The sequence below is a fragment of the Pseudomonas sp. GL_090 genome, assembly GCF_057837765.1.
Genome location: NZ_CM174452.1, coordinates 1476337 through 1499236, shown reverse-complemented (window position 1 = coordinate 1499236; position 22900 = coordinate 1476337). Strand labels below are relative to the sequence as shown.

Here is a 22900-nt window from a genome sequence, read left to right as displayed (position 1 = left end):
GCGATGCTTTTCAAACCGGCGGCAACCGCCACTCGATCGGCGTCTCGCCATTCTGCTCCAGAAACTTGTTGGTGCGGCTGAAGTGCCCGCAACCGAGAAAGCCGCGATAGGCCGACAGCGGTGACGGGTGTACCGAGGTCAGTACCAGATGCTTGGTCGCATCGATCAGCTTCTGCTTGCTCTGGGCATGAGCGCCCCACAGCATGAACACCAGATGCGGTTGCTGTTGGCTGACCACTTCAATGACCCGATCGGTGAAAAACTGCCAGCCCTTGTCCTTGTGCGCATTGGCGTTGGCGCGCTCGACGGTCATGGTGGTGTTGAGCATCAGCACGCCCTGATCGGCCCAGCTCTGCAGGTAGCCATGGTTGGGGATGTCGATGTTCAGGTCGCGCTTGAGTTCTTTGTAAATGTTCACCAGCGACGGCGGCGCCGGTACGCCCGGTTGCACCGAGAAGCACAAGCCATGGGCCTGGCCCGGGCCGTGATAAGGGTCCTGACCGAGAATCACCACCTTGACCTTGTCCAGCGGCGTGGAATTGAGCGCGTTGAAAATCATCGGCCCCGGCGGATAGATCTCCTTGCCCGCCGCCCGCTCCTGTTGCAGGAAGTTTCGCAACTCTGCCATGTAGGGCTGGTCGAATTCGGCACGCAGTGCCTCCTTCCAGCCCGGTTCGAGTTTGATACGGTCGTCAGCAGTCATGGTTACATCCGGCAAAAACAATGGGGCGAACCCTAGGAAAGCGCATCACGCTTGTCAATTGATCTGTCGCAGATCCGGCACTTTCCCACACAGCGATCATACTTAACCCTCAAATTCCCGATCGAGGTCACGATGAATCTGCACTTCGAAGAACTCACCGGCACCGACGGCGCACGCATCGGCATCGCCAGCCTGGATGCCGAAAAATCCCTGAACGCCCTGTCCCTGCCGATGATCAACGCCCTGCGCGACCGCATGGGAACCTGGGCCAAGGACCCGCAAATCGTCTGCGTCCTGTTGCGCGGCAACGGCGCCAAGGCCTTTTGCGCCGGCGGTGAAGTGCGCAGCCTGGTGGAGGCCTGTCGCGTCCATCCGGGTGAAGTACCGCCACTGGCCGCGCAGTTTTTTGCGGCGGAATATCGCCTGGACTTCAAACTCCATACCTACCCTAAACCGCTGATCTGCTGGGGCCATGGCTATGTGCTCGGCGGTGGCATGGGGCTGTTGCAAGGGGCAAGCACCCGTATCGTCACGCCGAGCAGCCGCTTGGCCATGCCCGAGATCAGCATCGGCCTGTACCCGGACGTCGGCGCCAGTTGGTTTCTGTCGCGCCTGCCTGGCAAGCTCGGGCTATTCCTGGGCCTGACCGGCGCGCACATGAACGGCCGCGATGCCATCGACCTGGACCTGGCCGATCGTTTCCTGCTCGATGAGCAGCAGCCGCAATTGATCGAAGGCCTGTTGCAATTGAACTGGCAGGAACAGACACCGATGCAGCTCAACAGCCTGCTCAAGGCCTTGCAGCAGGAAGCCGTGGCGCAGATGCCCGAAGCCCAGTGGCTGCCGCGCCGACAGCAGATCGACGAGTTGCTGGATGTCAGCGACGTGCGTTGCGCCTGGAAGGCCATCAGCGCCTTGCGCGATCACACCGACCTGTTGCTGAGCCGTGCAGCCAGGACCCTGAGCGAAGGCGCGCCGCTGACCGCTCATCTGGTGTGGGAGCAGATCATCCGTGCCCGGCACCTGTCGCTGGCCGAAGTCTTCCAGATGGAATACACCCTGAGCCTCAACTGCTGTCGTCATCCGGAATTCAGCGAAGGCGTACGTGCCCGATTGATCGACAAGGACCAGAAACCGCACTGGCACTGGCCGGACATCAACAAAGTGCCGGACGCGGTGGTAGAAGCGCACTTTCACAAGGCGTGGGAAGGTCGGCATCCGTTGGCGGATTTGTCCGAATACTGAAGTCCAGGCATAAAAAATGTGGGAGCGATCCTGCTCGCGATGAGGGCGTGTCAGTCGACGTTATTGCTGTCTGACACACCGCCTTCGCGAGCAGGCTCGCTCCCACAGGTTTTGTATTTATTCGGTTTAACGGTTAGCGGTGATTACTCCGCCCGCTGCGATAGCCGCGACCGTCGTGACCGCGATAGTCGTTGTTCCAGTTCCCGCGGTTACGGCCGTCCCAGTGATGGTTCTGATGCATGCGGTAGTCGCCCCGCGACGGCTGATAGTAACGAGGGGCCGACTGGTAATGGCGCGAGGGTTGATACATCCGCGGCTGCGAGTAATAGCGCGACGGTTGATAGATCCGCGGCTGTGAGTAATAGCGCGGTGTCGGCTGGTAGTAGCGCGCTGGAGGCACGTAATACCGGGGCGGCGGTGTGTAGTAACCGCCACCATTGTAGTAGTAGGAACTCCCCCCGGCGTAATGGGTTGGCGCCGGCGAGGTATAGGCCTCAGAACTGTAGTAACTGCCTCCTTCATCGTAATAAGGCACGCACCCACCAAGGGATAATCCCAACACAGCTAGCAGAAGTATTCGACAGAGCATGGCGGCCTCCTGGACCGCGGGTAAGCCACACCAACGACGCTGGCAGGCGACAGTCAAATGTTCGGTGACTGTCGAAATATCAGACACCGAATTCGGAATCTGGTGCGTCCTTGAAACACCTAGAAACATCTGACCGATGAAAGGTTTTTCATCCATTCACGCCCTGATCAACGGTGGCCACCGCGATGGCCACCGCCATGATGTCCACCGCCGTGGCCACGGTAGTAACCATGCCCACCGTAGTAATAGGAGCGATGGCCACCGTAATAACGTGGACCGTAGTAACCGTAGTAATAGGGCGAGTAGTAGCCGGGGTAGTAATAAGGTCCCCCGTAGACGTCGGCAGGACCGGCGTAGTAGTAGCAGCCAGACAACCCAAGACCGAGTACTGCACCTAACAACAATCGACGTAACATGGCGGCCTCCGTAAAGACCTGCGACAGCAGTGACACCTTTTTTGACTGGCAATCCCCTGCCAAGTGCGACGTTGCATCCACCTTCTGATCAGCGGCGGACAGGTTCCAATGCGGTGCACCCGCGCACCATCACAAGGCAGCGCGCCTTTCCAACCAACACCGTCGACCTCCCTGGCCCCCACGCTAGAGCGCTCGGACCAACTTGGCACGTCTCTCGCTTTAGCGCTCTTGTTCCAAAAAAAGTGCAGGCGTCACTACAGGTTCGCGGCACCACAATTTGCAATGGCTGACTAGGGTTCCGGCTCGCAATCGCGAGTGACTGGTCCGAGAGTTGGCGACCTCCAGTTGAGGTTACACGGCGGGACAAAAGCCCGGGAGACAAGCCACCGTTAGCGGTGCCGCTGCCGTCCTGTCCGTCCTTGATCAACTGGAGAACCACCATGTCTCAGCTTCGTTTACCCGCCCTGCTCGCCGCTGCGTTCGCCGCCCTCGTGAGCTTCTCGTCCCAGGCCGCCCAGAAAGACCACTTCAGCGTGTGCTGGACGATCTACGCCGGCTGGATGCCGTGGGAATATGCCGGCAGCCAGGGCATCGTCGACAAATGGGCAAAAAAGTACGGCATCAAAATTGATGTGGTGCAGCTCAATGACTACGTCGAATCCATCAACCAGTACACCGCCGGCCAGTTCGACGGTTGCACCATGACCAACATGGACGCGCTGACCATTCCGGCCGCCGGCGGCGTCGACAGTACCGCACTGATCGTCAGCGATTTCTCCAACGGCAACGACGGCATCGTGCTCAAGGGCGAAGGCAGGAAAGTCACCGACCTCAAGGGCATGGACGTCAACCTCGTGGAGCTCTCTGTCTCCCACTACCTGCTGGCCCGGGCCCTGGATTCGGTGGACCTCACCGAGAAAGACCTGAAAGTGGTCAATACCTCCGACGCCGATATCTCGGCCGCCTTCAACACCGATCAGGTCAACGCCGTCACCACCTGGAACCCGATGCTCTCGGACATCAAGGCCAAGCCCGCGGTGACTGAAGTGTTCAACTCCAGCCAGATCCCCGGCGAAATCATGGACATGATGGTGGTCAACTCCCAGACCCTCAAAGACAACCCGGCCCTCGGCAAGGCACTGACCGGCGCCTGGTTCGAAGTGGTCGAGTTGATGAGCGCGAAAAACGCCGCCAGCAAAGCCGCCCTGGAGCACATGGCCAAGGCCTCCGGCACTGACCTGGCGGGTTTTCAGGCGCAACTGGACACCACCAGATTGTTCGCCACCCCGAAAGAAGCCCTGGCGTTCAGCACCAGCAAGCAACTGCCGGAAACCATGCGCAAGGTCGCCGAGTTCTCCTTCCAGCACGGCTTGCTGGGTGAAGGCGCCAAGGACACCAGCGCGGTCGGCATGGCCTTCGCCAACGGCGTGACCAGCGGCGACAAGGGCAACCTCAAACTGCGCTTCGACCCGAGTTACGTGCAGATGGCCGCCGACGCCAAGCTGTAATCAGGAGACCTGGCCATGCGCCTGATCAACCGTCACCCGGACCGCCCGAGTCGCCTGTTGCTGGTGATCCTGCCGTTCGCCCTGGTGCTGTTCGCTTACTTCATGGGCTCGGCCGAGCGACTGGCGGACAACCCCAACGACAAGCTGCTGCCCAGCGCCGTGCAGATGACCGATGCGGTGAAACGCCTGGCGTTCGTGGCCGACAGCCGCACCGGCGAATACCTGCTCTGGCAGGACACGGCATCCAGCCTGCGGCGTCTGGCCATCGGCCTGGGCATCAGCGCCCTGGCCGGGCTGTGCCTGGGGATCGCCGCCGGTACCCTGCCGCTGTTCGGTGCGCCGCTGTCACCCTTGCTGACCGTGCTGTCGATGGTGCCACCGCTGGCGATCCTGCCGATCCTGTTCATCGTCTTCGGTTTGGGTGAGTTGTCGAAAGTGATGCTGATCGTGATCGGCATTACTCCGGCGCTGGCCCGGGACCTGGAACAGCGCGCCCGGGAAATACCCGTGGAGTTGCTGATCAAGGCCCAGACCCTCGGCGCGTCTACCTGGACCCTGATGCTGCGGGTGGTGTTGCCGCAACTGCTGCCACGACTGCTGATTTCGCTGCGACTGATGCTCGGCTCGGCGTGGCTGTTCCTGATTGCCGCCGAAGCCATCGCCTCCACCGACGGCCTCGGCTACCGGATTTTCCTGGTGCGCCGCTACCTGGCGATGGACGTGATTTTGCCCTACGTGGTGTGGATCACCTTGCTCGCCTGGCTGATGGATTGGGGGCTCAAGCAACTGACCTGCCACGCATTCCCTTGGTATGAAGGTGCGGCCAAATGAGCTTCATCACGGTGAAAAACGTCTGGCAGCAATACGCCGATCAAGTGGTGCTCGAAGGCCTCAACCTGAACGTCAACGAAGGTGAGTTCTGCACCCTCGTGGGGGCTTCCGGTTGCGGTAAATCGACCTTCCTTCGCCTGCTGCTCGGCCAGGAACGCGCCAGTCGCGGCGAGATCCTGCTCGACGGTCAGCCCTTGGCCGGCGAGCCGGACGCCAGCCGTGGCGTGGTGTTCCAGCGCTACTCGGTGTTCCCCCATCTCAGCGTGCTGGACAACGTCGCCCTCGGCCTTGAACTGCCCCGCTCGCCGCTACTCGGACGTCTGTTCGGCAGCGCGAAAAAAGAGGCCCGCGAACAGGCTTCGGTGCTGCTGCACAAAGTCGGCCTTGGCCACTCGCTGGACAAGTACCCGGCAAAGCTCTCCGGCGGCATGCAACAACGGCTGGCCATCGCCCAGGCGCTGATCATGAAGCCGCGGGTGTTGCTGCTCGACGAACCGTTCGGCGCCCTCGACCCGGGCATCCGCAAAGACATGCACGCCTTGCTCCTGGAGCTGTGGCGCGAGACCCGACTGACGGTGTTCATGGTCACCCATGACCTGTCCGAAGGCTTCAGCCTCGGCACACGCCTGCTGGTGTTCGACAAGGTCCGCCTCGACCCGCATGCGCCCGGCCGCTATGGCGCACGCATCACCTACGACATCCCTTTGAACAGCGACCGCCGCACCCTCCGTGCCGCCGTCGATGCCTTGCCGGCTCCTTTGGCGGGCACGCTTCGTATCGCTTAGAGGAATTTTGCAAATGACTGATTCGACCCGACTGTTCCCGCCCTTCGCCGAAGAAATGCTCCCCGGCGGCGGCCATCGTTCCTTCGTCTTGAAACGCGGACAACTGCTGCGCCTGACCGACCTGCGCGGCGGTGCCAATGTCAGCCTGACATTGCTCAACGCCAATGAAAAAACCGAACGCCTGAACCTGCCCGACAGCCTCAAATGCCAACACACCGCCAAGCTCACTACCGGCCACTGCCTGTACTCGGACATGGGCCGCGTGCTGGCTGCCATCACCGCCGACACCTGCGGCTGGACCGACAGCCTGGGTGGCGTGCTCTGCGCTGAAGAAGTGGCGCAAAAGTACGGCGCGGGCCGCTATCAGGAACTGCGCAACGGCTTCTTCCGCAACGGCACCGACAACCTGTTGGTGGAGCTGGGCAAGTGGGGGCTGGGCCTGTCCGATCTGCTGATGACCCTCAACCTGTTCAGCCGCGTGAGCGTCGATGACGCCGGGCGCTTCCATTTCGTCGAGGGCAATTCCAAGGCTGGCGACTACATCGAGTTGTACGCGCCGATGGACACCCTCGTGGTGCTCACCGCCCTGCAGCACCCGATGGACCCGTCGCCGGAATATGCACCGAAACCGCTGAAGCTCAGCTGGATGAACGCCGACGCCAGCGTCGCCGAACACTGCCGCACCTCGCGCCCGGAAAACGAGCGCGGCTTCATCAACACCGACCGTTTGTTTGTCTGAGGATCGCTGCCATGTCACCCGCAATCGCCATCGCTCCACAGTCGCCTGAAACGGCCGTCTACCGCGCCACCATCCCCGCCGGCGAACCCTGGCTGATGGAGGTCAAGGCCGGACAGACCCTGCGCATCCTCGACCTTGAGGGCAACCAGGCTGTCGACACCTTGTTCTACAGCGTCGCCAATCCCAGGGAGCGCTACGACGTGCAGCGCACCCTGCGTCGGCAGAACAGCGTGTACCTGAGCACCGGCAGCGTGCTCTATTCCAACCTCGGCAAGCCGATGCTGACCATCGTCGCCGACACTTGCGGGCGTCACGACACCCTCGGCGGCGCCTGCGCACAAGAGAGCAACACCGTGCGCTACGCCCTGGAAAAACGCCACATGCACAGCTGCCGCGACAACTACCTGCGCGCCTGTGCTCACGATGGCCGCCTGGGCAAGGGCGACATCGGGCCGAACATCAACTTCTTCATGAACGTACCGGTCACCGCCGACGGTGGGCTGACCTTTGAAGACGGGATATCCGCACCGGGCAAGTACGTCGACCTGCGGGCCGATATGGACGTGATCGTGCTGATCTCCAACTGCCCGCAACTGAACAACCCCTGCAACGCCTACAACCCCACCCCTGCGGAGCTGCTGGTATGGAATTGAAATTCCCGAGACTGCGCCGCTGGTTGTTTGTCTTGTGCCAGGTCCGTTCCGGGCAGTGCTTCAAACCGTCCAAACACCACTAAACCCTGTGGGAGCGAGCCTGCTCGCGATGGCGTCAGCACCTTCACCACTTGTGTTGGCTGACCCACCGCTATCGCGAGCAGGCTCGCTCCCACAGTGATCTGCGTTGATGTTGCCGTCGGGGACGACCCCGGTGCCTTTCGAAAAACTGCGGGACGGCCCGCATCCCCATCAGGGGTTATGCCATGTTCGAAAAAGTCCTGATTGCCAACCGTGGCGCCATTGCCTGTCGCATCCTGCGGACCCTGCGTGAACTGCAAGTGCAGGGCGTTGCCGTGTACTCCGAAGCCGATGCCGCCAGCCTGCACATCCTGCAAGCCGATGAGGCCCACTGCCTCGGTGAGGGTGCAGCGGCTGGAACTTACCTGGCGGTCGACAAGATCCTCGCCATCGCCAAGTCCACCGGCGCTAGCGCGATCCATCCCGGCTACGGCTTTCTTTCGGAAAATGCCGCGTTCGCCGAAGCCTGCGAGGCCGTCAACATTGCCTTCATCGGCCCAACGCCGGAACAACTGCGGGTGTTCGGCCTCAAGCACACCGCACGCGCCCTGGCCAGACAACACGGCGTGCCGATGCTCGAAGGCACCGAACTGCTCGACAGCCTCGATGCCGCGCTGCTGGCCGGTGAACAGGTTGGCTACCCGGTGATGCTCAAGAGCACGGCTGGCGGTGGCGGGATCGGCATGCGCGTGTGCCGTAGCGCGGCCGAGTTGAGCGAATCCTTCGAAGCGGTCAAGCGCCTGGGCCAGAACAACTTCAGCGACGCCGGGGTGTTCATCGAGAAGTACATCCAGCGCGCCCGCCACCTGGAAGTGCAGGTGTTCGGCGACGGTCGTGGCGAGGTGATCGCCCTCGGCGTACGCGATTGCTCGGTGCAACGTCGCAACCAGAAAGTCCTCGAAGAAACCCCAGCGCCGAACCTGCCCGACGGCATGGCCGAGGCGCTGTGCGCGGCGGCCATCAAACTGGCCAAGGCAGTGAACTACCGCAGCGCCGGCACCGTGGAGTTTGTGTTCGACAGTGAGGCCCGGCGTTTCTATTTTCTGGAAGTAAACACCCGATTGCAGGTGGAGCACGGCGTCACCGAACAGGTTTGGGGTGTCGACCTGGTGCGCTGGATGGTGCAACTGGTGGCCGGCGACCTGCCGCCCCTGAGCGATCTGGTACAGGGTTTGAAACCGGTGGGCCATGCGATTCAGGCGCGTTTGTATGCCGAAGATCCGGGGCGGGATTTTCAACCGAGCCCAGGCTTGCTCACCGCCGTGGATTTCCCCGTGGCCAATGGCATTGAACTGCGTATCGACACCTGGGTCGAGGCTGGCTGCGAGATCCCGCCCTACTTCGACCCGATGATCGCCAAGATCATCAGTTGGGCGCCGACTCGCGAGAAGGCCGCAGCGGATCTGCATCAGGCACTGGGTGCCAGCCAGCTCTACGGCGTGGAAACCAACCGCGATTACCTGCGGCAGATTCTGCTCGATGCGCCTTTCGCCAGCGGCCAGCCGTGGACCCGTTGCCTGGAAGGTCTGGTCTATCAGGCCAACACCTTTGAAGTGCTCAGCGCCGGTACGCAAACCAGCGTTCAGGACTACCCCGGGCGCCTCGGTTACTGGGCGGTCGGCGTGCCGCCATCGGGGCCGATGGACAGTCGGGCGCTGCGTCTGGGTAACCGTTTGCTGGGCAATGACGAAGGCGCGGCGGCGCTGGAAATCACCATGAGCGGGCCGTTGTTGCGCTTCAATTGCGAGGCGGTGGTGGCAGTGACCGGAGCGGTGATCCCGTTGGCTTTGAACGGCGAAAGCGTACCGATGAATAAGGCACTGCTGATTCCAGCGGGCGCGACGTTGAGCCTTGGCACCATTGCCGGCGCAGGTGCGCGCAGCTATCTGTGCCTGCGTGGCGGCCTGCAGGTACCGGATTATCTGGGCAGCAAAAGCACCTTCACCCTCGGCCAGTTTGGTGGCCACGGTGGCCGCGCGTTGCGAGCCGGTGATGTGTTGCACCTGCCAGCCCTGAATGACCGCCGTGCCGGTCAGCAACTGGCTGAAGAACAGGTCACCGAGCTGCCGGTGATTCGGCAGATCCGGGTGATCTACGGCCCCCACGGTGCGCCGGAATATTTCACGGAAAATTACATCGGCACCTTCTTCGCCACGCAGTGGGAAGTGCATTTCAACTCCAGCCGCACCGGCGTTCGCCTGATCGGACCGAAGCCTGAGTGGGTGCGCGCCGACGGTGGTGAAGCCGGTTTGCATCCGTCGAACATCCACGACAATCCGTATGCGATCGGCGCGGTGGATTTTACCGGTGACATGCCGGTCATCCTCGGCCCGGATGGCCCGAGCCTCGGCGGGTTCGTGTGCCCGGTGACGGTGATCGAGGCGGATCTTTGGCAACTGGGGCAGCTCAAGGCCGGGGACAAGGTGCAGTTCCTGCCGGTCGATATCAAAACTGCCCGAGCCCTCGCCTTGAAATGGAATCCCTCCTGTAGGAGTGAGCCTGCTCGTGATGACGGCATCACCTCCGACATCTCTGTGACTGAAACACCGCAATCGCGAGCAGGCTCACTCCTACAGGGGATTGTGTCGCCTGTTGTGTTGGATTTGGGTCAGGACAATACGCGGTTGGTGGCGCGCCTGTCCGGCGACACCCACCTGCTGCTGGAAATCGGCGCCCCGGAACTGGACCTGGTCCTGCGCTTCCGCGCCCACGCCCTGATGCAGGCGCTGGAAAGCAAAGACCTGCACGGCGTGATAGACCTCACCCCCGGCATCCGCTCACTGCAAATCCACTATCAGCCCGAGCAACTGCCGCTGTCCGACCTGCTCGGCATCGTCGCCGGCGAATGGGACGCCGTGTGCGCCGCCAAGGACCTGCAAGTGCCCTCGCGCATCGTGCATCTGCCCCTTTCCTGGGACGACCCGGCGTGCCGGTTGGCCATCGAGAAATACATGACCACGGTGCGCAAGGACGCGCCGTGGTGCCCGAGCAACCTGGAGTTCATCCGCCGCATCAACGACCTGCCGAACCTCGATGAAGTGCAGCGCACGGTGTTCGACGCCAGTTACCTGGTGATGGACCTGGGCGACGTCTACCTCGGCGCACCGGTCGCCACCCCGCTCGACCCGCGCCATCGCCTGGTGACCACCAAGTACAACCCGGCGCGCACCTGGACCGCGGAAAACTCCGTGGGCATCGGTGGCGCCTACATGTGCGTCTACGGCATGGAAGGCCCCGGCGGCTATCAGTTTGTCGGGCGCACCTTGCAGATGTGGAACCGCTACCGCGAAGTCGCCGCGTTCGATGGCAAACCCTGGTTGCTGCGGTTTTTCGACCAGATCCGTTTCTACCCGGTCAGCGCCGATGAACTGCTGCGCATCCGCCGGGATTTCCCCCTCGGGCGCTTCGACCTGAACATCGAGCACAGTCAGTTGAACCTGGCGGAATACCAGGCGTTCCTGGCCCGGGAAGCCGAGACCATCGACGCGTTTCGCGAGCAGCAAAAAGGCGCATTCAACGCCGAGCGCGAACGCTGGATCGCCAGTGGCCAGGCGCATTTCGACAGTGAAGAACTGGCCCCGGAGGCGACCGAAGATGCACCGCTGACCAGCGGTCAGCAAAGCGTCGACAGCCACATCGCCGGCAACCTCTGGCAGGTTCAGGTCGAGACCGGTAGCCGTGTCGAGGCCGGTGACGTGCTGGTGATCCTGGAGTCGATGAAGATGGAAATCCCCCTGCTCGCGCCAATGGCCGGCGTGGTACGCGAGATTCGCGTGCAACCGGGTTCGGCGGTGCGCGCCGGGCAGCGCGTTGTGGTGCTGGAACTTGACTGAACCCATGTTGAAAAGGACTATCGCCATGAACATCGATCTGCAACTCGACACCCTGCGCGGCGCTTATCGCGACGGCCGCATCACGCCACGGCAATTGCTGCTGCAACTGCGGGACAAAGCCGCCGCGCTGAACCCGGACTATCACCTGTTCATCCACTTGCTCAGTGTCGATGAACTGGAGCCTTACCTCGCCGCCCTCGACGGTCGCGATCTCGCTAGCCTGCCGCTGTATGGCGTGCCGTTCGCGATCAAGGACAACATCGACCTGGCGGGCATTCCGACCACGGCGGCGTGCCCGGCATTCGCCTACGTGCCGGAGCGTTCGGCGACCATCGTCGAACAATTGCTGGCCCTTGGTGCGATTCCGTTGGGCAAGACCAATCTCGACCAGTTCGCCACGGGGCTCAACGGCAGCCGCTCACCGTATGGCGCGTGCCCCAACAGCGTGTTGCCGGAGTATCCGTCGGGCGGCTCCAGCGCCGGATCATCGCTGGCGGTGGCGCTCGGGGTCGCGAGTTTTGCGCTGGGCACAGACACCGCCGGCTCAGGGCGTGTGCCGGCGGCGTTGAACAATCTGGTCGGCATGAAGGCCACCAAGGGCCTGATCTCGACGGCTGGCGTGGTTCCGGCCTGTCGTACGCTGGATTGCGTCACCACCTTCACCGCCACGGCGCGGGAAGCCAGTCAGTTGCTGGCGCTCACCGCACGCCTCGACCCTCGGGACGAATACAGCCGCAGCAACCCCCTGTGGAACGACGGTTCGGCGTTCGGTACACCGCGCCCCTTCCGTTTCGGCGTACCCCGTGCACAGGACCTGCAATTCTTCGGTTGCCCTGAGGGTCCGCTGTTGTTCGGTGATGCCATCGACCGCCTCAAGGCCCTGGGTGGCGAAGCGGTGGAACTGGACCTGTCGCCGTTTCTGGAGGCCGCACGCTTGCTCTATGAGGGTCCGTGGGTGGCCGAACGCTACAGCGTGGCCGGGAAGTTGATGGCGCAAAATCCCGAGGCCGTGTTGCCGGTGATTCGCGCCGTGTTGGCCAAGGCACCCACCGTCGATGGCGTGCAAACCTTCCGCGCCCAATACCGGCTGCAAGCGCTCAAAGCCCTGTGCGACACAGCACTGGAAGGCCTGGATTGCGTCATCACGCCGACCATCGGCCGCCCGGTGACGCTGGCGCAGCTCGAGGCCGAACCGGTGCTGCGCAATTCGGAACTGGGCTACTACACCAACTTCATGAACCTGCTCGACTACGCCGCCGTCGCCGTGCCCAGCGCGTTCATGGACAACGGCATGCCCTGGGGGGTGACGCTGTTTGGCCGGGCCTTTACCGATCAGTACCTGTTGAGCGTGGCGGATACCCTGCAGCGTCAGCAAGGCCTGGTCGCGCCTGCACCGACGACGGTTGCCCGCCATGATCGGGCGCGGCTGGTGGTCTGTGGTGCACACCTGGACGGGTTGGCGTTGAACTGGCAACTCAAGCAGCGCGGGGCCCGTTTGGTGGAAACGACATTCAGCTCGCCGGATTATCAACTCCATGCCCTGGCCGGCGGCCCGCCGTTTCGTCCGGGCATGGTCCGCGTGAAGGACGGCGGCGTGGCGATTGCGGTGGAAGTCTGGGAGTTGCCGAGCAGCGAGTTGGGTTCGTTCCTGACCGGAATTCCGGCGCCATTGGGATTGGGCAAGGTGCAACTGGCGGACGGTCGTTGGGAGAGCGGGTTTATCTGCGAGGCGTACGGGCTGGAAGGCGCGGTGAACATCAGCCATTTGGGTGGTTGGCGGATGTATCTGAAATCACTGGGCTAAGCACCAGACTCCCATGCAACACCAAACCCTGTGGGAGCGAGCCTGCTCGCGATAGCGTCAGCACATTCACGATTGATGTGACTGACACACCTATATCGCGAGCAAGCTCCCCACAAGGAGCACCTGCAACCTCCGTGGAACATGGGAACGACCATTCGCCGCGCACATGGAGCAGTTATTTCCCCGCTGTGCCATTAGAATGCAACCATCGGATGACTGCCAATGGAACTGCCATGCCGCTTCGCTCGCCGCTGTACTCTCAACGTTCGTTGGTGCTCACGCTGGTCGCGTTGCTGGGCGCAGGTTTCCTCGCCACCTCCTTCCTCAGTTACTACGCCTCCCGGGCTTCGATCCGCGACAACATCGTCAACACCGAGTTGCCGCTGACATCGGACACGGTCTACTCGGAAATCCAGAAAGACCTCGTCAGGCCGATCCTGATTTCCTCGATGATGGCCCGCGACACCTTCATGCGCGACTGGGTGGTCAATGGTGAAAAGGATTCCGACCAGATGACCCGCTACCTCAACGAGGTCATGACCCACTACGGCGCCTACACCGCGTTCTTCGTCTCCAACACCAGCCTGACCTACTACCACGCCAAGGGCGTGCTCAAACAGGTCAAGACCACCGAGCCCCGCGACGCCTGGTACTTTCGCGTGAGGGACATGAAGGATCCGTACGAGATCAACGTCGACCCGGACCTCGCCAACAAGGACAACCTGACCTTCTTCATCAACTACAAGGTCTACGACTACAACAGCCGATTCATCGGCGCGGCCGGGGTTGGTCTGACCGTCGACGCCGTGATCAAGCTGATCGACAAGTACCAGCAGCGCTATCAACGCAGTGTGTATTTCGTCGACAACTTCGGGCGCCTGGTGCTCACCGGCGCCGAAGGGGGTCCGCAGGGTGCGCACATCGGGCAGAAACTCAGCGAACTCGACAGCATGAAAGACCTGGTCAGCCGGCTGCCCAAACCCCACAGCGGCAGCTATGAATATTCCGTGCAGGGCCAGGGGCATTTCCTCAACGTGCGGTTTATCCCGGAGCTGAACTGGTACCTGTTCGTCGACAAACGCGAAGACAGCGCCCTTGGTGAAATCCGCCACTCGCTGTACCTCAACCTGCTGATCTGTCTGCTGGTGACCTTGATTGTGCTGGCCCTGCTCAACCGGGTGATCAAGCGCTATCAGGACAAGATCCAAGCCCAGGCCATCCTCGACAGCCTGACCGAACTGCCCAACCGTCGTGGCTTCGACCTGCTGGCCGCGCAAGCCATGCACGAAGCCCGGCGCGAGCCCAAGCCGCTGACCGCTTTGCTGTTGGACCTCGACCACTTCAAGGCACTGAACGACACCTACGGCCACCTGGCCGGCGACCAGGTACTGATCGGTTTCGCCCGGGACCTGGAAAGTTGCCTGCGGCACTCCGACATCGTCTGCCGCTGGGGCGGTGAAGAGTTCATCGTGCTGCTCAAGGACACTGACGGTAAGACCGGTCTGATGATTGCCGAGAAAATTCGTCAGCATGTGGAACAACAGCGCTATGCCTACAACGACAAGACCTTGCAACTGACGGTGAGCATCGGACTCACCACCCTGCAGCCCGATGACACCTTGCACAGCCTGCTGTCACGGGCGGATCATGCGATGTATCGGGCCAAGCAAAGTGGCCGCAACCGAACCTGCATGGAAATGTCTCACTCCAGCTATGAACCAGCCTGACCTCTGCCCCGCCTGCGGCGCCCCCAACGACTGCACCCTGGCCGATCCGCGAACCGCTGACCGCGCCTGCTGGTGCTACGGCGTCAGCATCGACCCGGCCGTGCTCCAGGCGCTGCCGGCGGAACTGCGCGACGCCTCGTGCCTGTGCCCGCGCTGCGCCGAGGTCGAGGCGCAGTTGCAAGCAGCGTCCGAGTCGATCAAGTAAGATGCGCGCCCCTTTCTTCACCGATCCTTAAGTCATGCGTGTCGACCGTTTCCTCAGCAACCTGCCGTGCTTCAACCGTAAGCAGGTACGCCTGTTGCTGGTGGAAAAACGCGTCAGGGTTGACGGAAAAATCGTCAGTGACCCCCACAGCGAAGTCCGCGAATTCAGCCGCGTCGAGGTCGACAATGACGTGCTGCAAGTCGGCAAACCCCTGCGCCACTTCATGTTGCACAAGCCCGCCGGATGCGTCAGCGCCACCCGGGATCCGCAGCACCCGACCGCGCTCGATCTGATCGATGAACCGGACAAGGACGAACTGCACATCGCCGGGCGCCTGGACTTCAACACCACGGGTTTGATGTTGATCACCAACGACGGCAGCTGGTCGCGGCGCCTGACCCAGCCGCAGACCAAACTGCCCAAGGTCTATTACGTTGAAACCGAACAGGACATCGGCCCCGAATACGCGATCAAATTCAACGAAGGGCTGTACTTCGCCTTCGAAGACCTCACCACGCAACCGGCCGGGCTAGAGTTGCTCGGGCCAAAATGCGCGCGCCTGAGTATCGTCGAAGGCCGCTATCACCAGGTCAAGCGCATGTTCGGCCACTTCAACAACAAGGTCATGCGCCTGCACCGCGAATGCATGGGGCCGCTGGTACTCGACGACGCGTTGAAACCGGGCGAATACCGCCCGCTGAGCGATGAAGAGATCGGCTCGATCTAAGCCAGCGACCGCTCAGCAGAAAGTTGTCGAACAATTTACCAATGGCACTTGCGCATTGATGTGACCCCTGCTTGAATCAGGACGTCGGCCGAAATGTGACCGACGAGTCACCACATACCTCTAAGAAACTTTTTGCCGGTAGGAGCCCAAGGGTTCCGGCCTCATCCGGCAGACTGCCCGCCAATAACAATACCCGTCGACCGGACTGCAATGGATCGACATGGGCCTCTCAAATTCCAGGCGTATGCCTACCTGTCACAAAGCTCGTGCAATCTCATTTGCGCGCATACCCGCTTGCCAGGAGTCTTATGACATGAGGCCAGAAATCGCTGTGTTGGATATACAGGGTCAGTATCGGGTTTACACGGAGTTCTATCGCGCAGACGCCGCAGAGAAGACCATTATCTTGGTCAACGGCTCGATGGCCACGACTGCGTCGTTTGCACAAACCGTGAAAAACCTCCATCCGCAGTTCAACGTCGTCTGCTACGACCAGCCCTACGCGGGCCGGTCAAAAGCCCACAACCTGCATGAAAAAATGCTCACCAAGGAAATCGAAGGGCAGATCCTGCTTGAGCTGATCGACCACTTCGCCGCCGAACACGTGCTGTCCTTTTCCTGGGGCGGTGCCGCGACCATGATGGCGTTGTCGCAACGGCCACGGCGCATCGAAAAAGCCGTGATCAGCTCGTTTTCCCCGGTGATCAACGCGCATATGCTCGACTACCTCGAGCGCGGCGTCGAACACCTCGGCAATCTGGACCGCGACCGGGTCGGACACCTGGTGAACGACACCATCGGCAAACACCTGCCGTCGTTGTTCAAGCGCTTCAACTATCGCCACGTCAGCTCTCTGGCCGAACATGAGTACGGGCAGATGCACTTCCACATCAGCGACGTGCTGCACAGCGACCGTCAGTGCTACCTGCACGCGGCGAAGAAAATCGACGTGCCGGTGCTGTTCCTCAACGGCGAATGGGACGAATACACCGCCGCCGACGACGCCCGGTTGTTCGCCGGCCACGTGCAACACAGCACGTTCAGCACCCTTCAGGCCACCGGCCACTTTCTCGACATGGAGCACAAAGCCGCCTGCCGAGACAGCCGCAACGCACTGATGGGCTTCCTTAAACCAGCGCAACTCGAAAGCCGACCGCGTTACCACAACGTCCAGGAACACCATGCATTGGCAAGCTGAAGTAGCGTCATCGCGAGCAAGCCCCGCCCTGCTGCGTTAAACGTATTCTGCAGGCGCGAGGCTTGCCCGCGATCGACCGTCATGCGGTCCGGGCTTTTTGTCACATCTGCGTTAAACCCGCTCCACGTAAAGAAAAACTTCAAATCCGCGGCCGTATCTGGTACAAAGTCACCGCTCTGAGCGGGTGTCGTATAATGGCATTACTCCAGCTTCCCAAGCTGATAACGAGGGTTCGATTCCCTTCACCCGCTCCAATCGAATTTTGATCTCACGTCAGGGTGGTTTTGACGGGGGATGTAGAGACAGAAAAAACCGGTCCAAGTGGCCGGTTTTTTTGTGTCCGGAATTTGGATTAGCGTCTCCAAACTCTGAAAATTAGCGTTTTGGCGCAAGAACCGGGTTTTGTTAACGTTTTACTTATCCCGATAAAGGATTTCCTCCACGGAATCAGAGATTGCATCTCTTCGAAACGAAGACTACCACCTCCCAAAACGGGAGGAAGTGCAGTGCGTGTGATTGCAAAAGGGACATTGCGGGAGTCCTGGGAAAGTAGCCCGGCTTATGCTGACTCCGAAACACCACTGGTTGAATGGTATCGGCACATGGAGAAAGCCGTTTACGGCACGCCGCAAGAGGTTAAAGCGGAGCTGAGAACGGCCAGCATCCTCAAGGGTGGCAGGGTTGTATTCAACATCGGTGGCAATAAATACCGGGTAATCATGGCAATCGACTATCAGCGCCAGCTCGGTTTCATACGATTCGTTGGCACCCACGCCCAGTACGATCAGATCAACGCGGAGACCGTGTGATGGACATTAAACCTATTCGCAACCAAGAAGACCTGACCGCTGCATTTGCACGCGTGGAGCAATTGTGGGGAGCTGAAATGGGTTCGCCTGAGGGCGATGAGCTGGAAAATCTGGCGCTGCTCATCGAAAAGTACGAAGACGAGCATTACCCGATGCAGCCCTCCGATCCGATTGAGGCAATTAAATTTCGCATGGACCAGCAAGGCCTGACCCCTCGCGATCTGGAACCCTTCATTGGCACGAGCGGAAGGGTATCTGAGGTGCTGAACCGTAAAAGTAAATTGAGCCTGTCGATGATCAAGCGCCTGCACGACGGGTTGCGGATTCCTTACGAAAGCTTGCTGGCGGGTGTTGCCTGATAACGTAGGCCTCCCCCAATTTCAACCTCACGTCAGGATGGCGGAGGGAGATGCAGAGATAGAAAAACCGGTTCAGGTACCGGTTTTTTTGTGCCTGAAATTTGGATCCCGTGTTCACGGCAAAACCTCGCAATACACAAAACAGATCAATTCAGGTTTGCCCCAAGCCTTTGCCAGAACACCCTTCTAGACTCGATTCCTATAGCGTTCCCGCCGGCCCCAGGAAGGATCCGGTGGTTATAGTGTTGATTAACAAATAGCAGTAGGTATAGTAACCACAAGCACACCACAGGGAGGTGATGTGAATAGCCGATTTTTGATAAGCCAACTCGTTGCGGACGGCTGGTATCTGGTACGAATCAGAGGCAGCCATCATCACTTCAAGCACCCGACCAAACCGGGGCTAGTGACAGTCCCTCACCCGAAGAAAGATCTGCTCAAGAAAACGGCCATCAGTATTTTGCAACAGGCGCTGCTCTAAGGAGCCCGATGCGCTAGGTCCGTGGAGGACAATGAACATGCTGTACCCAATTGCAATTTCAATGGGCGACGACCAACACGCCTGGGGTGTGGAAGTCCCCGACATTCCGGGCTGCTTTTCCGCTGGGGAAGACCTGGATGACGCGATGGCCATGGCGCGGGAAGCCATTGAAGGCCACTTCGAGATTCTGGCCGAAGACGGTTCGCCAATTCCCCCCGCCAATAAAGTGACCTTACATGCTGCCAACCCAAAGTATGCGGGGTGTGCGTGGGCGCTGGTGGACATCGACGTAACCAAATATCTGGGCAAGGCCCAGAAGCTGAACATCACGTTGCCTGGCTACCTCCTCAACCGGATTGATGAGTACGTACTGCATCACCCGGAAGAGAAAAGCCGTTCGGGTTTTCTGGCCTCGGCGGCACTCAAGGTCTTGCAACAGAGCTGAAAACCTTGCTTTCGACATGAATAAACCGGTCCCAAGTGGCCGGTTTTTTTGTGGGCGGGATTTGATAAAGGGCCCGTCGAAGTCAGTGCAAAGACCCACTTTTAAAGGCCCAACGGAGATCAACGCCAGAAAAAGCAACGTCCTACACGACACTGGGAAATGTCCGTACACTTGCGCATTGCTGTGCCTTTGTCATGAGACCTATAGTCCGACCACGCCAAAATGGCGTATCGGGTTTGGCGACTCGATGGCAAAGCATAGAAACCTCCGAGCTATCTCGGAGCGTTTCTGAACGCACTTGGCTACCTGTTTATGGTGGCTGTGCGTGGGAGACCTTTGGGTCTGCCGGTTTGCCTTGTCCCGGTTCGCCAACCTGCGTACAGCTGCCACCCATTGTTTGGCGACTCTGAGTGGTAGTTCACCTCAATTCAAGGAATCACTCATGAACGAATACATGGCTCTAACCAGCAACGCCGACGACCTCCCCTCCCTCTACGTCAACACCACCCAACCCCTGCACTCCCTGCTCAGCACCGCCAGCTACAGAATTCGCGCCGTGACGCAGCTTCTTGAAAACCTCGCAATGCGCGGCGACCTGACCTCTGACTCGGTTGTACTCAGTGACTTCGCATTGCTCTGCTGCGTGCCTTTGCGCGACGGTTGCGATGTGCTGGATGTAATCGCTCGACGCATGGATGCAGAGCCGTCCTGATGCCCCATGCCCGATCTTCCAGTGCTGGCTTGGTCCGGTACTATGTTCGGGCCTTTTCTTTCCGGGACATGGACTTTCACATGACTCAAAACATCTACGACGACCCTGAATTCTTCCAGGGCTACAGCCAGATGCCCCGTTCCATCAGCGGCCTCGATGCCGCACCGGAATGGCCTGCATTGAAGACCATGCTGCCGCCAATGCGGGGCCTGAAGGTGGTGGATCTCGGTTGCGGCTACGGCTGGTTTTGTCGCTGGGCCAGTGAGCAAGGTGCCGACAGCGTGCTCGGTCTGGATGTTTCGGAAAAGATGCTGGAGCAGGCGCGCAAGACCACATCCGCATCAAATATCCGTTATGAGCGGGCCGACCTGGAGCATCTCGATCTGCCCGCCGCCGGTTTCGATCTGGCCTACAGTTCCCTGGCGCTGCATTACATCAAGGACTTGCCTGGGCTGTTCGCCAGTGTCCACGCAGCGCTCAAGCCCGGCTCGCATTTCGTGTTTTCCATCGAACACCCGATCTTCATGGCGCCGCGTAACCCTGGCTGGATCATCGATGCCGAGGGCCGCAAGAGTTGGCCCGTGAATGGTTATCAGCTGGAAGGCGAGCGTGTGACCAACTGGCTCGCGGACGGTGTGATCAAGCAGCATCGCACCATTGGCACGTTGCTCAACACGCTGATTGGCGCAGGGTTCAGCATCCGGCACGTCAACGAATGGGGGCCGAGCGATGCCGAGGTGGCGGCGCAACCAGCCCTTGCCGAAGAGCGGGAGCGGCCAATGATGATGCTGGTCGGCGTTCAGCGTTGATGGATCAAAAAGGGACAGATCACGCCGTCCCTTTTTCCCGTCAGCGGGTCGCGACGATAAACAGTCGCGGAAACGGCAACAGCACCGAACCATCGGCCAGGACCGGATACGCCCGCTCAATAGCAGTCTGATATTGGTTCAGATACTGCGCCCGTTCCGCCTCGTCCAGCGGTTCGAGAAACGGCCGCAGGCCACTACCCTTGAACCACTCCACCACGCCAGACGCACCGCCCGCGAGCGGATGATGGTAAGTGGTGCGCCACACATCGACGCGGGTGCAACAGGCTTTGAGTATCGAGTAATAAGCGCTGGCATCGGCCATTTCGGTCCGCAGCCCGGCGGTGCCTGCCAGTTTGCCGACCCATGGGCCATCAGCGGCGACTTCGCGCATCAAGCGGTGCGAGTGCTCATTCAGGTTGTCAGGCATCTGGATAGCCAGGCTGCCACTCGGCGCCAGTTTGCTAACCAGCGAGGGTAGCAACGTCGCGTGATCAGGCACCCACTGCAACACCGCGTTGGCGAAAATCACATCGAACGGGCCACTGTCATTCCAGGTGTCGATGTCGGCGATGTCGAACTGCACCTGCGGCAGGCGCTTGCGAGCGGCTTCGATCATGTCGCTGGAACTGTCCAGCCCACACACCTTGGCATTGGCAAAGCGCTCCACCAGCAACTCGGTGGAGTTGCCGGGCCCACAACCGATATCGATGGCCAAGCGCACGTCCCCGTCGGGGATGGCCGCCAGCAGGTCACGCGCGGGACGGGTGCGTTCATCTTCAAAAGCGACGTACTGTTTGGCGGACCAACTCATTGTGTTCTCCTGTCGGTACGTTGTCGTGATCTGGGCAGACCACCAGTTCACTACGATACATCGGCCAATAGGCTCTGCTCTATTCCACCTTTGTTGCGAAAACTTCTGTGGGAGCGAGCTTGCTCGCGATGGCGATTGCACAGTCAACGTCGTCGACTGACATGGCGCTATCGCGAGCAAGCTCGCTCCCACAGTTTTTCACCTTAACTGATCGGCCTAGGCTCTATTAACCAGTTTTTTCGTCGCTAGACAGCAATCTTAATCGTAGTACCCGACAGTCTTCTTCAAATGATCCGAGTACTCGTAAATGTCATCAACGGAGTTGATTGCATGCCGGGTTTCATTCTTCTCTTCGTCAAATATGCCGATATATTTCTGTGATCGGTTGAAGTGCAGTCGGCAGATCGGTTTGCGGTTGTTGTCGTCGAGCAGGATGCCGAAGTAACTCTGTGTATCGCGCTGAACAATCCGTTTGGCATCAACAACCGACCGAACCACAGCCCGGACGATGTGATAGCCCTCCAGTTCTTCCAATGTCGTCAGAACCTTGTCCTCTGACTCATCTCGAACATCGGGTTGTTCAGTGTCACCAGTAGCAACGGGTAAAGAGGCCAGCGCAGGCTGGATCGCACCACTCATTGCCGACTTCAGCCTGTCATTGATCTGGTCGTTGAGAAACTGCACCACAGCCTTTCTCGTGAGCTCATGGAACTGCTCGCGGACTTTCTGAGTAATCACCCCGTCGTAAACCCGAGAAGCAAACACTTTCACGAAGTCGTCGTCAGGCTTGCTGACCTGAGAAGCAATCACCTTCTTGATTTGGCTGACGTACTTCAGCTCACCTGCGGCGCTGATGATCGACTCCACATCGAATGCAGATTTGGTGAGTTTCACCAACTCAGGGACGGAATACTCGTCGATATCCAGCAGGTCAAGTTCAAGGAATGGCTTCTCGTCCATTTTGTTTGGCGCGTCCAGGTCAGTGAAAAACTTATAGACCTGGCCATTGGTGAGAATGGAGATTCGGGCACTTGTGACATGGAAATAGCGGAACAGCTGGGAGGCATGATTGATGTGCAGCGGTTCACCAATTTTTTTACACTCGATGAGGATCTGAACCTCACCAGCCTTCATGATTGCGTAGTCAATTTTCTCCCCTTTCTTCGTTCCAATATCGCAAACGAATTCAGGTGTCACTTCCGTCGGATCGAAAACATCGTAGCCCAGTACCGTACTGATAAATGGCATGACAAAAGCATTCTTGGTCGCTTCTTCCGTTTGAATGGCAGCGCTCTGCAAACGAACTTTGGCAGCGAGACTTGCTAATTTTTCGAAAAATTCCATGAGTAGCCTCTTTTCCGGTTTCGATCCGTGTGAACACATGCTGGCAAATTGACTGCCATTGATATTAGACACAAACCGATACAAAG

General features: G+C 59.9%; 23 protein-coding genes, 1 tRNA gene and 1 riboswitch. Of the genes, 19 read left to right on the top strand and 5 right to left on the bottom strand.

From position 1 onward, the window contains the following. Window positions 1-10: 10 nt before the first annotated feature. Window positions 11-703: a uracil-DNA glycosylase gene (ung, locus tag AC3ITA_RS06655; protein WP_008050720.1), complete on the bottom strand. Its 693-nt coding sequence runs from the start codon at window positions 701-703 to the stop codon at window positions 11-13. Between the two features lie 132 nt (window positions 704-835). Here ung and AC3ITA_RS06650 point away from each other — a divergent pair, with 132 nt between their 5' ends. Continuing rightward, complete coding sequence (locus tag AC3ITA_RS06650; RefSeq protein WP_095945112.1) at window positions 836-1948, top strand: enoyl-CoA hydratase/isomerase family protein; 1113 nt, start codon at window positions 836-838, stop codon at window positions 1946-1948. A 133-nt stretch (window positions 1949-2081) separates the two neighbouring features. Here AC3ITA_RS06650 and AC3ITA_RS06645 read toward each other — a convergent pair whose 3' ends face one another. Together AC3ITA_RS06645 and AC3ITA_RS06640 are read right to left on the bottom strand one after the other, a co-directional pair. After that, a complete protein-coding gene (locus tag AC3ITA_RS06645) occupies window positions 2082-2537 on the bottom strand; it encodes a hypothetical protein (protein WP_095945113.1) in 456 nt (151 codons plus the stop codon). A gap of 167 nt (window positions 2538-2704) precedes the next feature. Continuing rightward, window positions 2705-2953, bottom strand: coding sequence for a hypothetical protein (locus AC3ITA_RS06640; protein WP_150673082.1), 249 nt, complete (start codon window positions 2951-2953; stop codon window positions 2705-2707). Window positions 2954-3232: 279 nt separating this feature from the next. Continuing rightward, a riboswitch (guanidine-I (ykkC/yxkD leader) is annotated at window positions 3233-3333 on the top strand. Between the two features lie 60 nt (window positions 3334-3393). Here AC3ITA_RS06640 and AC3ITA_RS06635 point away from each other — a divergent pair. The 18 genes from AC3ITA_RS06635 (at window position 3394) to AC3ITA_RS06550 (ending at window position 20659) form a co-directional block, all read left to right on the top strand. Further along, a complete protein-coding gene (locus AC3ITA_RS06635; RefSeq protein ID WP_414929211.1) occupies window positions 3394-4461 on the top strand; it encodes a putative urea ABC transporter substrate-binding protein in 1068 nt (355 codons plus the stop codon). A 15-nt stretch (window positions 4462-4476) separates the two neighbouring features. Next, on the top strand, window positions 4477-5292 hold the full coding sequence (locus AC3ITA_RS06630) for an ABC transporter permease (protein ID WP_489279806.1): 816 nt from the start codon (window positions 4477-4479) through the stop codon (window positions 5290-5292). Beyond that, the gene (locus tag AC3ITA_RS06625; RefSeq protein WP_489279805.1) at window positions 5289-6077 is read left to right on the top strand and encodes an ABC transporter ATP-binding protein; all 789 of its coding nucleotides are present in this window, start codon (window positions 5289-5291) and stop codon (window positions 6075-6077) included. Before AC3ITA_RS06630 ends, AC3ITA_RS06625 begins: the two co-directional genes overlap by 4 nt. 13 nt (window positions 6078-6090) lie before the next feature. Continuing rightward, entirely contained in the window at window positions 6091-6816 is a 726-nt protein-coding gene (locus AC3ITA_RS06620; protein WP_489279803.1) for an urea amidolyase associated protein UAAP1, read from the top strand. Window positions 6817-6827: 11 nt separating this feature from the next. Then, window positions 6828-7469 (top strand): urea amidolyase associated protein UAAP2, encoded by a 642-nt coding sequence (locus AC3ITA_RS06615; protein ID WP_489279801.1) that lies wholly within the window; start codon window positions 6828-6830, stop codon window positions 7467-7469. Between the two features lie 266 nt (window positions 7470-7735). Next, window positions 7736-11383: an urea carboxylase gene (gene uca, locus AC3ITA_RS06610; RefSeq protein ID WP_489279799.1), complete on the top strand. Its 3648-nt coding sequence runs from the start codon at window positions 7736-7738 to the stop codon at window positions 11381-11383. 25 nt (window positions 11384-11408) lie between these two features. Next, entirely contained in the window at window positions 11409-13187 is a 1779-nt protein-coding gene (gene atzF, locus AC3ITA_RS06605) for an allophanate hydrolase (protein WP_489279797.1), read from the top strand. A gap of 233 nt (window positions 13188-13420) precedes the next feature. Then, complete coding sequence (locus AC3ITA_RS06600) at window positions 13421-14914, top strand: sensor domain-containing diguanylate cyclase (protein WP_414929208.1); 1494 nt, start codon at window positions 13421-13423, stop codon at window positions 14912-14914. Continuing rightward, window positions 14901-15119 (top strand): cysteine-rich CWC family protein, encoded by a 219-nt coding sequence (locus tag AC3ITA_RS06595; RefSeq protein WP_095945123.1) that lies wholly within the window; start codon window positions 14901-14903, stop codon window positions 15117-15119. Before AC3ITA_RS06600 ends, AC3ITA_RS06595 begins: the two co-directional genes overlap by 14 nt. A 34-nt stretch (window positions 15120-15153) precedes the next feature. Beyond that, window positions 15154-15846 carry a pseudouridine synthase gene (locus AC3ITA_RS06590; protein WP_095945124.1) on the top strand — a complete coding sequence of 231 codons (693 nt, stop codon included), beginning with the start codon at window positions 15154-15156 and terminating at the stop codon, window positions 15844-15846. 313 nt (window positions 15847-16159) lie between these two features. Beyond that, entirely contained in the window at window positions 16160-17044 is an 885-nt protein-coding gene (locus tag AC3ITA_RS06585; RefSeq protein WP_046041531.1) for an alpha/beta fold hydrolase, read from the top strand. Window positions 17045-17224: 180 nt separating this feature from the next. Continuing rightward, window positions 17225-17298: transfer RNA gene (locus tag AC3ITA_RS06580), tRNA-Gly, on the top strand. Window positions 17299-17550: 252 nt separating this feature from the next. Continuing rightward, the gene (locus AC3ITA_RS06575) at window positions 17551-17853 is read left to right on the top strand and encodes a type II toxin-antitoxin system HigB family toxin (RefSeq protein WP_489279794.1); all 303 of its coding nucleotides are present in this window, start codon (window positions 17551-17553) and stop codon (window positions 17851-17853) included. Beyond that, on the top strand, window positions 17853-18212 hold the full coding sequence (locus tag AC3ITA_RS06570) for a helix-turn-helix domain-containing protein (RefSeq protein WP_489279792.1): 360 nt from the start codon (window positions 17853-17855) through the stop codon (window positions 18210-18212). Before AC3ITA_RS06575 ends, AC3ITA_RS06570 begins: the two co-directional genes overlap by 1 nt. A gap of 301 nt (window positions 18213-18513) precedes the next feature. Beyond that, entirely contained in the window at window positions 18514-18693 is a 180-nt protein-coding gene (locus AC3ITA_RS06565; RefSeq protein WP_077184214.1) for a type II toxin-antitoxin system HicA family toxin, read from the top strand. A gap of 37 nt (window positions 18694-18730) precedes the next feature. Then, window positions 18731-19138 carry a type II toxin-antitoxin system HicB family antitoxin gene (locus AC3ITA_RS06560; RefSeq protein ID WP_095945156.1) on the top strand — a complete coding sequence of 136 codons (408 nt, stop codon included), beginning with the start codon at window positions 18731-18733 and terminating at the stop codon, window positions 19136-19138. Between the two features lie 442 nt (window positions 19139-19580). Continuing rightward, window positions 19581-19850 carry a short-chain dehydrogenase gene (locus AC3ITA_RS06555; protein ID WP_095945127.1) on the top strand — a complete coding sequence of 90 codons (270 nt, stop codon included), beginning with the start codon at window positions 19581-19583 and terminating at the stop codon, window positions 19848-19850. Window positions 19851-19930: 80 nt separating this feature from the next. Continuing rightward, entirely contained in the window at window positions 19931-20659 is a 729-nt protein-coding gene (locus tag AC3ITA_RS06550) for a class I SAM-dependent methyltransferase (protein ID WP_095945128.1), read from the top strand. Between the two features lie 40 nt (window positions 20660-20699). On the opposite strand, the gene tam is transcribed toward AC3ITA_RS06550, so the two are convergent. Further along, entirely contained in the window at window positions 20700-21470 is a 771-nt protein-coding gene (gene tam / locus AC3ITA_RS06545) for a trans-aconitate 2-methyltransferase (RefSeq protein WP_489279790.1), read from the bottom strand. A gap of 258 nt (window positions 21471-21728) precedes the next feature. Beyond that, window positions 21729-22814, bottom strand: a complete 1086-nt coding sequence (locus AC3ITA_RS06540; protein WP_489279788.1) for a type I restriction endonuclease — start codon at window positions 22812-22814, stop codon at window positions 21729-21731. Window positions 22815-22900: the final 86 nt, after the last annotated feature.

Bases quoted from the DNA above. Each gene is read 5' to 3' on its own strand.
- AC3ITA_RS06560 (WP_095945156.1), top strand. From the start codon at position 18,731: ATGCTGTACCCAATTGCAATTTCAATGGGCGACGACCAACACGCCTGG.
- AC3ITA_RS06615 (WP_489279801.1), top strand. From the start codon at position 6,828: ATGTCACCCGCAATCGCCATCGCTCCACAGTCGCCTGAAACGGCCGTC.
- atzF (WP_489279797.1), top strand. From the start codon at position 11,409: ATGAACATCGATCTGCAACTCGACACCCTGCGCGGCGCTTATCGCGAC.
- AC3ITA_RS06595 (WP_095945123.1), top strand. From the start codon at position 14,901: ATGAACCAGCCTGACCTCTGCCCCGCCTGCGGCGCCCCCAACGACTGC.
- uca (WP_489279799.1), top strand. From the start codon at position 7,736: ATGTTCGAAAAAGTCCTGATTGCCAACCGTGGCGCCATTGCCTGTCGC.
- ung (WP_008050720.1), bottom strand. From the start codon at position 703: ATGACTGCTGACGACCGTATCAAACTCGAACCGGGCTGGAAGGAGGCA.
- AC3ITA_RS06640 (WP_150673082.1), bottom strand. From the start codon at position 2,953: ATGTTACGTCGATTGTTGTTAGGTGCAGTACTCGGTCTTGGGTTGTCT.
- AC3ITA_RS06555 (WP_095945127.1), top strand. From the start codon at position 19,581: ATGAACGAATACATGGCTCTAACCAGCAACGCCGACGACCTCCCCTCC.
- AC3ITA_RS06635 (WP_414929211.1), top strand. From the start codon at position 3,394: ATGTCTCAGCTTCGTTTACCCGCCCTGCTCGCCGCTGCGTTCGCCGCC.
- AC3ITA_RS06540 (WP_489279788.1), bottom strand. From the start codon at position 22,814: ATGGAATTTTTCGAAAAATTAGCAAGTCTCGCTGCCAAAGTTCGTTTG.
- AC3ITA_RS06645 (WP_095945113.1), bottom strand. From the start codon at position 2,537: ATGCTCTGTCGAATACTTCTGCTAGCTGTGTTGGGATTATCCCTTGGT.
- AC3ITA_RS06585 (WP_046041531.1), top strand. From the start codon at position 16,160: ATGAGGCCAGAAATCGCTGTGTTGGATATACAGGGTCAGTATCGGGTT.
- AC3ITA_RS06650 (WP_095945112.1), top strand. From the start codon at position 836: ATGAATCTGCACTTCGAAGAACTCACCGGCACCGACGGCGCACGCATC.
- AC3ITA_RS06630 (WP_489279806.1), top strand. From the start codon at position 4,477: ATGCGCCTGATCAACCGTCACCCGGACCGCCCGAGTCGCCTGTTGCTG.
- AC3ITA_RS06625 (WP_489279805.1), top strand. From the start codon at position 5,289: ATGAGCTTCATCACGGTGAAAAACGTCTGGCAGCAATACGCCGATCAA.
- tam (WP_489279790.1), bottom strand. From the start codon at position 21,470: ATGAGTTGGTCCGCCAAACAGTACGTCGCTTTTGAAGATGAACGCACC.
- AC3ITA_RS06600 (WP_414929208.1), top strand. From the start codon at position 13,421: ATGCCGCTTCGCTCGCCGCTGTACTCTCAACGTTCGTTGGTGCTCACG.
- AC3ITA_RS06620 (WP_489279803.1), top strand. From the start codon at position 6,091: ATGACTGATTCGACCCGACTGTTCCCGCCCTTCGCCGAAGAAATGCTC.
- AC3ITA_RS06570 (WP_489279792.1), top strand. From the start codon at position 17,853: ATGGACATTAAACCTATTCGCAACCAAGAAGACCTGACCGCTGCATTT.
- AC3ITA_RS06590 (WP_095945124.1), top strand. From the start codon at position 15,154: ATGCGTGTCGACCGTTTCCTCAGCAACCTGCCGTGCTTCAACCGTAAG.
- AC3ITA_RS06550 (WP_095945128.1), top strand. From the start codon at position 19,931: ATGACTCAAAACATCTACGACGACCCTGAATTCTTCCAGGGCTACAGC.